Consider the following 9997-nt stretch of genomic DNA (forward strand, 5'->3'; position numbering starts at 1 on the left):
CTTTTTGTTTTTCAAGCACTTGAGCATTTTCAAGTGTGTTTTTTTATTTTGAAAAATTTATGGCACGCATCTTGCTTTATAGAATGTGCGAGAGAATAACAACAATCAGATTTTACTGAGGTGACTTATGAATGTTCAGACACTGATAACAAAACGCGATTATTTGGCTCATCTCGCCTTGCTCTATGCTATTTGGGGCGATAAAGTTCGATCCGAAGCCTTGCGCACGATGATGAGTAGAATAAACCAACAAAATAGAGAGATAGAGCAGCAATCAGTACAATCACAGGCTTGAAAAACAAGCCCTAAACTCTCCGCCAAAGCGATGCTGTTGCCGAATTCCGAATCTGTGTTGATGCAACTAAACGGGCTTACAGAGCCTGCATTCAGGCCACAAATAGCCGTTTTTCTAATCGCAGACTCCTCCTCCCTCCCCACCAATTCGGCAACAGCATCTAAAGCGGGGTAACTCCAATGTTGGTGTTTTAACATTTTTCGTTTCACAGAGGTGAGAAATGTATAAAATTCCAGACTTCAAAATTCCGGATCGGCTTAACCTGGACACAGACTGGAGCATTGGTGAGACAGCATTTGAGAGAATCGCAACCACGCTTCTTCAGATGTCCCCAGTAGAAAGAATTCTCGAGTTTGGAAGTGGTCCGAGTTCTATCCGTCTGGCGATGGCGTTTTCTGAAACTCACGTTCTGTCTGTGGAAGGCGACTGGCGAAATTTTGCAGAAACCATGAATCTGATGCAAACATTCTGGAATAAACGCAATCTATCAATCAAATATCGTCCGATTACATTTGAATCTTATGGAGATGCGGAATTTTTGACTTATGAAGAAGAAATGTTCTGGGAGGAAGAGATAGATTGCGTGATTATTGATGGTCCACCTATCTATACTCTGCGAGGTCGAGAAGCATGCCTTTACCAGGTTTATGACCAGATCAGGATAGGTGGTCTGGTTATTCTAAACGATTTCAGAAGGCCATTTGAGAAGCAAATAGTCGAGAACTGGCTATCCGTCTATCCCGGTAGTTTTACAGTGGAAATGATCCGCGAAGACCACCATCTGGCCCTGCTGCGTAAGATCAAATCCGTGACACCGTATTGGGATGCGCCTTATAGGCTTTCTGATGTTCAGTCTGTCAGTAAAATGCTCTCCCGCATTACACAGGCATTATCGCATGTTGATGATGTGTATTTGAGAGTGCTGGCCAAAGCGAATAACTGCTATGAGACAGACCTGATTGACCTGTTCAATACCCTTCGCAACATCTATGGGATTACACCTGAGCATATCCACAAGTTCGCGGATCGAAATTCTACACTCCCACCAGACGTTCAAAAAAGAAAACAGAATGCCTGTTATATGACAATTTTCAATACGTTTTTTCGGAACTGAATGTACAATCGAAGAGATTAAAAACTGTGGGAGGCATGCACATGAAATCTCTCAAGATATGGCTCGTATTGTTTTCGATTGGATTCTTGCAGTGTGGCAAGTCTTCGGATTATTCTCAGGGACCGACAAGTTCTGGCGGTGAGATCCGTATTCATCTGCTGAGTGTTGTGTATCAACCGGACAAGGGCGCTGTTCTGATTCAATGGGACCAGACAGGTGATGCTGACAAGGGTAATTTTTACATTCAACGCAAAGCAAGCGGTGGCGACTTTGCAGAAATCGGTCAAAAAGTGGCTGATGGTTCGGATTCAGAAGCGGGTGTTTTTTCTTTTTTGGATACAGAAGCACTTGCTGGAGAATTGATGTCTTATCGAGTAGTCTTGCGTTCGGAAGACAAGCGGACCTATCCAAGCAATGTGTTGCAAACCCCGATACCTGGTGCAAGACTGTTAGATGTACGTCTTGATCCAAAGGATGCAACAGTTCAAATTCGTTGGACTCCGGATGTAGAGCAGGGTGTGGCTTATGAGGTGGTGCGGCGTATTGGTGAGGGGCCAAAAGCAGTGGTTCACCGGACTGGAGATGTGGTAGAAGAAGAGTTTGTGGATGGTCCGATTGTGGGAAACGAAGTGCATACATATTGGATTCGCACGCTGACGCAGGGGGGATCGAAGTTGGAAAGCAGGCCTCATGAAACGGGTCTCTACCTCACATCTTACTCTACTCAATTTACCATAGTACCTGGAACCTCCGTGCGCCTTGCCGTAGGTTCTGTTGGTTCCTATACGACGACGCACCCGCTTCTTTGTGTATTGGGACCTGGCGTTGTGACAATGCACCGCAAGGCATACTACCCACCAGATGCTCGCAGGGTACCTCCGGGAAGACCACCGACGGTTGATGAAGCGTCTATCTATCTAAATGAGGAACCTGCTCTGGTACCCGCATCTATTTCTATAGCAGGTGCTTCAATGCCAGTGCTGTGGAATCCAGTAAGTCTTCAGATAGATATTCCCCGCCATGGATATACTTTTGTCGCTGGCATTGATCCTCATACACAAGCGGTTCATGTTAAGCTCTTCTCTACCAATATGTCTGGATGGACTTTTAAGTTTCGTAAACCGTATCTCTGGCTATCTGAACCGCCTGCCTGGCATGTTAATTCCACTGACCGTATAGCCATGACACAAGAATTTGTAAAACGGTATGATCTATATAAGTATAATCATTGGCGGCTCTATGTGGTTGCAGGTAGTACACTGAAAATTTTTAACATTTTTCAATTCAGGGACCTTCCTCCGAGAGCTGAAATCGTTGAAGTGTGGTCTGAACCCATCCAGGCGACAACCCCGCCTTATGATCTGTTGTTCTGGAAAAACGCGCTCTGGATGTCCTTTCCTGATGAACACCGCCTTGTAAAAGGACAGATTGAATTTGGAAGCGACGAAGAACCTCAGCATATTATCTGGCGCGATGTGCCGCTGATGGACAGTATGCAGCCCGGCGCATTGACGGCCAATTTTTTAGATCAATTGTGTGTGCTGGATATGCACAACAGTAAAATTTGGATGCTGAATCAGGATGGCGGTCCCATAACCCATATTGAAGTCAAAGGTCCGGGTTTTATGCAGGACGGCCATCTAAATGGCGATCTTGTCTCTGGTCTCGAAGAGGGACAGGATGTGCTCTATGTGGTCAAACCGTCGGGCATTCTGACGATACTAAAGACCGAGATGCCATGATGGTATGATAGAGAGATAGGGCGATGCTCAAAAATTATTTCACAGTTTCAATTCGAAACGTACTGCGAAATCACGTCTATTCCCTGATCAATATTTTGGGAAACGAAATATTCTCTTTCAATTTTATTCCTCGTGTTTTCTGTGTCGCAGCTAAATCCAGTGATCCTATACGGTGATGCACTCAGCCCATCCACAACATTTGACAATATCTGGGTACGTAAAAATAGGGAACAAGTGGATCCCTGAACTCAAGGGAGGAAATATGAGATACTTTATGGGTATTCTGATATTTGCGGTCCTGTCCTATCCCACCTCGATTCCTGGGCAACCGACACTCTCTGTTAGGGAGGGCCTGAATCTGGCAACCCTGAGCGGAGAGATAATGGATAGGCATCCAGTGAATGCACGCGCCACCTTCAAGCTGGGTGTTTCCGGAACTTTTCCAGTACGGGGCAGATTTGGCTTTCAACTCAATAGTGACTATGTGCAAAAGGGTGCTCATGACTTCTTATACGATTTCATCATAGAAGTTGACTATATTGAGTTTTCTGGGTTAGCCAATATCACACTTATCTCCCCCTATCATGCACCTTCTTTATTTATACTCGCAGGGCCATCAGTAGCATTCAAAGTTAGGAGCGAGGGCGAACAGTTAGCGAGAAGACACTGGAGAGACCGCTTCGAGTTCAAGACCACAGACTTTGGTATCATTGTAGGACTTGGCACGCAAATGACATTTTCCGAAGCAATGATAATCAAGGCAGAATTGCTATACACCGAGGGCATTCGATCTATTAACAAAACCGCGCCCTATGATCCTAACTTCAATGCAGAAACCAGTATCAAAAACCGAGCGATCTCCGCCTGTGTCGGCCTCGGTTTTCCTTATGGGCGAAGAACGGGAGGTTAAAATGGACTCTGTCATGTCAACATGTATTCGCAGGATCCTCGCGGTAGCAATAGCTACTGGCGTGATGGGAAGCCCTATATGGGGGCAGGAGATTGAGACGGCTGTGACCTCATTTGTGATAGGCGGCGTGACACTCCAGGAAGATGTGAAGAATCCACCCGTGCCGAGTGGGATGCAAAAATTTGAGATTACATATAACACGCCCATAACGCGCGAGCAGGAGGAGGAGAAATTCAGGTACGGGATTGCAGGTTTGCAGATTAACTCATATCCTTTTGAATTTGCCATGTCGTTCTACAATGCCACGCAAGGGACAGGTGTGGCGGTCAGTGAAGACCGCATGACATTGACAGGGATGGTTGACCTGCCCGCAGGTGCGACCTATCAGATGCTTATTGGCCGTTCGGAAGCCGTTCCTATTGCCGAGCAGCAACAGTATTTTTGGGGCACGGCAGAATTGCCAGATTCCGAAATTTCTGGTAGGGCTATTTTGCCAGAGGGTGTTGTACCGCTTACAATGGGAGAGGGTGGGGCTGCCCTGATTGACCCTCAACGATATTTAGAAGCTCTGGAGAGTGAACTGGACTTTGACCTGTTTCAGCTTGCCATTGTTCGCATTACAGATTTCAATGAGCAGTTGGAATACAGGTTGAAGCATGTGCCTGACGGGGCTTATGCGATGATTGCGTTTCAAGAGGTGACTGATGCACAGGGAAACAGGGAAGATGTGGGCATTTTGAAAGGGATAAACGCCCTGACAGGCGGTGTTGATTCCACAGCACTCGTTCAGGTTGTCAATGGTCAGAGCGTAACGGGTTTGCAAATCATGTTGGAAGGGGAACCGGAAGTTATTGATCTCTCAGAAGTCCGCATTGGTAGCATCGATGCTGAAAGCCATTCGTTTTCTGTCCAGTTTCCTTATCGTCGCCCAAATATGACTGTGGATGCGTCACAGGCTCTCATTGTCAACATCCAGAAGTCTATTCAGGATATTGTCCCGGTATTTCTGTCTGGTAACTTCGATGACTTTCTCAACTTTGTGATCCCTTTTTCAGACTTGATGAAAGGCGATCTCATCTCCATTTTTGGCACGTCTATTTCCGAGACTGAAATGCAAGCGATACTGGTGATACGCCACGGGAAACGCTCTGATTTCAATGGCGATGGCAATGTCGATTTTACCGATTTCTTATTTTTCGCTAATGCCTTCGGCACAAGAGACATATTTCCCGGCTACGTCGCTGAGGCTGACCTGGATGGCGATGGTCAGGTTGATTTTCCAGACTTTTTAATCTTTGTCAGTGACTTCGAGGGGTAGAAATGTGCTGAACCTACCCCTGAATTGCACAAACAAATTGCACATAAAAGCCGCCTGAACGCTTCCCGCCCGACGCCCCCGGTAATCCCAAAAATGAAAAGAGCGAGTCCTTTTTTGGCTCGCTCTTTTTTTGTTTAAAATGCTTCGTTGTGCTGCGCGGAGCATAATTTAATGCGGCTCGTTGACACCCTTTTAGATTTGGGCTATATTGCAAAATAAGAAGTGGAAATTACCCTGCGTTCAGTAGCGCAGCCAAAAGTAGAGCGGAAGAATGAGTTACGCGCCCTGTTAAAGAAGACGCAATCACTTCCCCAAGTTCAAACTCTCACAGAAGAGGATATTCTTGCTGAGATTGAAGCCTATCGGAATTTTTCGTATCAGCCAACTGCTGATCGCTGAATACTATCCTATAGTTACACATGACCTGATGTGAAACAAAAGGCAATACGATGCTGGACCAATCAACCTTAGACGACATCATCCGGCGCATTGTAGAGGTCGCTCATCCGGAGAAGATCATTCTCTTTGGATCCGCCGCGAGGGGCGACCTGAGCCGCCATAGCGACGTTGACCTGCTCGTCGTAAAGGACGACAGCGATCCGTGGACTGTTATGGGAGACATCTACGGAAACCTGCGCGGCGTTGGCGTAGCAGTGGATGCAATCGTGGTCACGCCAGGGCAGATGGAACGTTACAAGGATAGTCACGCACTGGTGATCAAGCCTGCACTGCGAGAGGGAAGGGTCATATATGAAGCCGCCTGAACGCTCTATGCGACGGCGGCACGCTATCCTGGTATAGAGCAACCCGTCTCCGAACAGCACTACTTAGAAGCGGTGGAAATCGCCGAAGCTGTCGTCCGCTGGGCTGAGGAGCGGATATAACATGAATCAGGAGGGGATTTCATCTCCTGCGGAATCGTCCTATGTGACCTCAGAAATCAATAAAATGAAAAGAGCGAGTCTTTTTTGGCTCGCTCTTTTTTTCCTAAAATACTTCATTGTGCTGCGCGGGGCATAATTTAATACGGCTCATTGACACCCTTTTGGATTTGGGCTATATTGCACAAAATATCATCCACAAAAGTTCGCCCGAAGCTGATTGAGGCGGGTATAGAAGTGTTCCCCAGTCCGTCATGGGTCGAAAAATCCGAGTGGTGGAATCTGTATCCCAGATGGCGGCACCAACACCCAGAGGTAAACATTGAAACCACACGTTACATTGGAGTCTAAGCGATATGGAAAATGGAAATTATCGAGATAGAATTGCGGTTGATCCTCAGATTCATTTTGGTAAGCCTTGTGTTGCAGGAACCCGGATTCCCGTAGTTGATGTTCTCGAATTGGTGCGTGAAGGCATCTCGTTTAAGACGATCCTCTCTAATTATTTCCCCGACCTTCAAGAAGACGACATACGCGCTTGCATCCATTGGACTGAAATCGCTCGTTACGCGATATGTCGAGATAAATCCTAAATGAGCGTAATCTTCAATATCCAGGAACCTCAACTTCCGCAACTCAAAAGACTTTGCAATTAAAAAAATGCCCAAAACCAACGAAATCGCCTTCAATGTCCGGTTATTAGATGTACTACAGACCAAGCATCCACGCTGGCGCGATCATGTCGGTGTAGAGCAACGGGATGTACTCCGTGAGACCGCCCTACAACCGGATATTGTCATTCGTCCTCCAGGCGGTGTACCAGTCATTATCGAGACAGAGTTTATGCCAGCGCGTAGCGTCGAAGCAGACGCTAAGGCTCGTTTGGGGAAATTCTTGGAGTACAATGGCGACTTGATAGAGCAGACTATAGCTGTCCAAGTCCCACAAGAACTGAGCCGTGCGCCGCAGAAAGACCTGGAGCGGCTAATCGAAGCCGCTGAGTTCCGTTACTGTACCTTTTCACTGCAAGAAAAGGATACCATCGTGCGCTGGCCGTCTGAGGGTTGGCTTATCGGCAGTATTGATGATCTTGCTGCCTGTATTGAAAACGTCGCACTGTCCGAACGGCTGCTTGCTGAAGGAACACAAATTCTGGAGCAGAGCATAGGCGAAGCCGCAGGCAAGCTACGCGAAACAGCCAGCATCCATGCGCTGGAGAAAATGGCTCAGTCTCTCCATCAAGAAGATGGCGAACAAACCTCACTTATGGCCATGGCCATTGTCGCCAACGCCCTTGTCTTCCACACCGCTATTGTTGACGCTCACGGTATCCCAACCATCGACGAATTGCGTATTCCTGGTCGCAACGATGTCAGCAAGAGCCGTTTGCTCAAATGTTGGCAGTATATTCTCGACAACATCAATTACTATCCCATCTTCCGCATTGCTTCCGATCTGCTCCTGCCTATCGCCGACAGCACAGCAAACGCGGTCCTCAATCGTCTCGCTCAGGCAGCCGGTGATTTAGCTGGCTTAGGAGCTACCACCTTGCACGACCTCTCTGGACGTATGTTCCAAAGGCTTATTGCTGACCGGAAGTTTCTCGCCACGTTCTACACACTACCAACATCTGCTGCCCTGCTCGGTGAGTTAGCCGTATCACGTCTGGACGCAGTAACGAATTGGTCCAACCCCGATGCCCTCACCCGTCTCCAAATCGCGGACCTTGCCTGCGGAACCGGAACTCTACTCTCGGCGGCATATCGTGCCCTGGCCTCGCGTCATCGGCGAACTGGCAGTGACGATCAGATACTGCACACTAAGATGATGGAACGTGCCCTCATCGCTGCCGACATCATGCCAGCCGCAACGCATCTGACCGCGTCCATGCTGTCGAGCACCCATCCGGGCACAACCTTTGGCAACACTCGTGTCCACACTTTGCCCTATGGACAGCAGAGCCAGGAAAAGCGGCACGCCATGGCCCTGGGTGCTCTTGATCTCATTGAGGATGACACCGCGCCATCGCTGTTTGGGACTGGCATCCATGTAGCGCGAGGTACGGGCGCGGATGTGGAAGCCGAGGGAAGCCAGGACATGATCCTCCCCCCGAAACGGCTGATCTGATAATTATGAATCCCCCCTTCACACGACCTACCAACCACGAGAAGGCCGAGGTGCCAGTACCGTCGTTTGCCGGGTTGGGTACAAGTGAAGATGAACAGCGACAAATGAGCAATCGGTTGAAAAAAATATGCGCTGGACTAAAAAAGAGAGGATACTTAGCTGGTCATGGAAACGCCGGGCTGGCCTCTAACTTCATTGACCTCGCCCATGTCAAGACCAGACCCGGTGGCGTTCTCGCGCTGGTGTTGCCAGCAGCATTTGTGAGCGGTAGTTCATGGGAGAACTCCCGTCGCTTGCTGAAAAGCGAATACAAAGACTTGACCGTGCTGACTATTGCAGCGCACGGTCAGACAGATCGGGCCTTTTCAGCCGATACAGGCATGGCCGAAGCCCTCGTGGTAGCCAACAAGTGCCGCGGCGGACAACAGGGATCCGGAGAAACGTTGTTTGTTAATCTCTATCACCGACCACGCAGCCTCGCGGAAGCCTTTGAGGTAGCGCGGGCAGTAAGTCGCCTCTCGCCTCAAGCTCGACAAGGACGGATTTACATAGGTGACCGCGAAACAATCGGCACGTACATTTGGGCACCTTTGAACGAGGGCGGTTGCGCGTCCCTTCGCGAAACCACACTCGCTTCCACTGCTATTGGGCTGGCCACCGGAACACTTCAGCTTCCTCAAGGGTACTCCACAACGCTTCCTACAACTCAACTCGGGGTTCTTGGTAAGGAAGGGTTATACCATCTCGATATTATCGGAGGAATTAGCAAGGGAGTGCCGCGGGGACCGTTCAAAAAAATCGCCATTCAGGGCGTACCGCAGTATCCGATGTTGTGGAGCCACAACGCGAAACAAGAACGGGGTCTCGTCGTCCCACCCGATAGCGAAGGAGAAGTGCGCCCCGGCTGCGACTCCCGTGCTATTGAGGTGTGGAACACAACCGCCTCGCGGCTGCATTTCAACCTCGATTTTCAAATCAACTCGCAAAGCCTCACCGCCTGCCTCACGCCGACTGAAGCCATCGGCGGCACAGCGTGGCCTAACTTCATTCCGTCTCAAGACAAGTGGACCTTACCCCTCGTCTTGTGGGCCAACACTGCATTGGGCCACCTTGCCTTCTGGTGGATCGGAACTCGACAGCAACAAGGCCGTGCACGGCTCACGATTACCCAGCTACCTCGTCTGACGGTGTTGGACCCACGCCATCTCAGCGAGGGACAGATCGCTCAAGCCGAGGACATCTTTGAAGCATTCAAGGAAGCGGAGTTTCTACCAGCCAACGAAGCGTATCGGGACGACACTCGAAAGGCTCTTGATCGGGCGATCCTGGTGGACCTGTTGCGCCTACCTGAATCAATCCTCGAACCCCTCTCCATTTTGCGCGACCAATGGTGCGCTGAACCGAGCGTTCATGGCGGCAAATCGACACGGATTGACGTTTAAATCAGAGAATTCAACACAAAAGCCCGCTGATCACAACCGATCTGGACTTGACCCGTTTTGGTGGGTACCTTATGAGTAGTAAGAAAGGAGACCCACTCGCAGAGAGCTTTAGTGTTGGGAAGCAGACGCGAGTTAGCGAGCGTTGTTTTGCAAGGGCTTCCGAATCCC

The 9997-nt window shown here is 49.0% G+C and carries 8 protein-coding genes; all 8 read left to right on the forward strand.

Translation table 11 applies throughout. From position 1 onward, the window contains the following. Positions 1 to 515: 515 nt before the first annotated feature. The 8 genes from F4Y39_12530 (at position 516) to F4Y39_12565 (ending at position 9829) form a co-directional block, all read left to right on the forward strand. Positions 516 to 1409: a hypothetical protein gene (locus F4Y39_12530; protein MYC14546.1), complete on the forward strand. Its 894-nt coding sequence runs from the start codon at positions 516 to 518 to the stop codon at positions 1407 to 1409. A gap of 41 nt (positions 1410 to 1450) precedes the next feature. After that, the gene (locus tag F4Y39_12535) at positions 1451 to 3151 is read left to right on the forward strand and encodes a hypothetical protein (protein MYC14547.1); all 1701 of its coding nucleotides are present in this window, start codon (positions 1451 to 1453) and stop codon (positions 3149 to 3151) included. Between the two features lie 175 nt (positions 3152 to 3326). Continuing rightward, complete coding sequence (locus F4Y39_12540) at positions 3327 to 4061, forward strand: outer membrane beta-barrel protein (GenBank protein ID MYC14548.1); 735 nt, start codon at positions 3327 to 3329, stop codon at positions 4059 to 4061. A 1-nt stretch (position 4062) separates the two neighbouring features. Continuing rightward, positions 4063 to 5379 (forward strand): hypothetical protein, encoded by a 1317-nt coding sequence (locus F4Y39_12545; protein ID MYC14549.1) that lies wholly within the window; start codon positions 4063 to 4065, stop codon positions 5377 to 5379. Positions 5380 to 5828: 449 nt separating this feature from the next. After that, positions 5829 to 6143: a nucleotidyltransferase domain-containing protein gene (locus F4Y39_12550; GenBank protein MYC14550.1), complete on the forward strand. Its 315-nt coding sequence runs from the start codon at positions 5829 to 5831 to the stop codon at positions 6141 to 6143. A gap of 473 nt (positions 6144 to 6616) precedes the next feature. Next, positions 6617 to 6853 carry a DUF433 domain-containing protein gene (locus F4Y39_12555; GenBank protein ID MYC14551.1) on the forward strand — a complete coding sequence of 79 codons (237 nt, stop codon included), beginning with the start codon at positions 6617 to 6619 and terminating at the stop codon, positions 6851 to 6853. Positions 6854 to 6920: 67 nt separating this feature from the next. Beyond that, complete coding sequence (locus F4Y39_12560; GenBank protein MYC14552.1) at positions 6921 to 8387, forward strand: hypothetical protein; 1467 nt, start codon at positions 6921 to 6923, stop codon at positions 8385 to 8387. A gap of 5 nt (positions 8388 to 8392) precedes the next feature. Beyond that, the gene (locus tag F4Y39_12565) at positions 8393 to 9829 is read left to right on the forward strand and encodes a hypothetical protein (protein MYC14553.1); all 1437 of its coding nucleotides are present in this window, start codon (positions 8393 to 8395) and stop codon (positions 9827 to 9829) included. Positions 9830 to 9997 lie beyond the last annotated feature (168 nt).

Source organism: Gemmatimonadota bacterium, assembly GCA_009838845.1.
Classification (GTDB): Bacteria; Latescibacterota; UBA2968; order UBA2968; family UBA2968; genus VXRD01.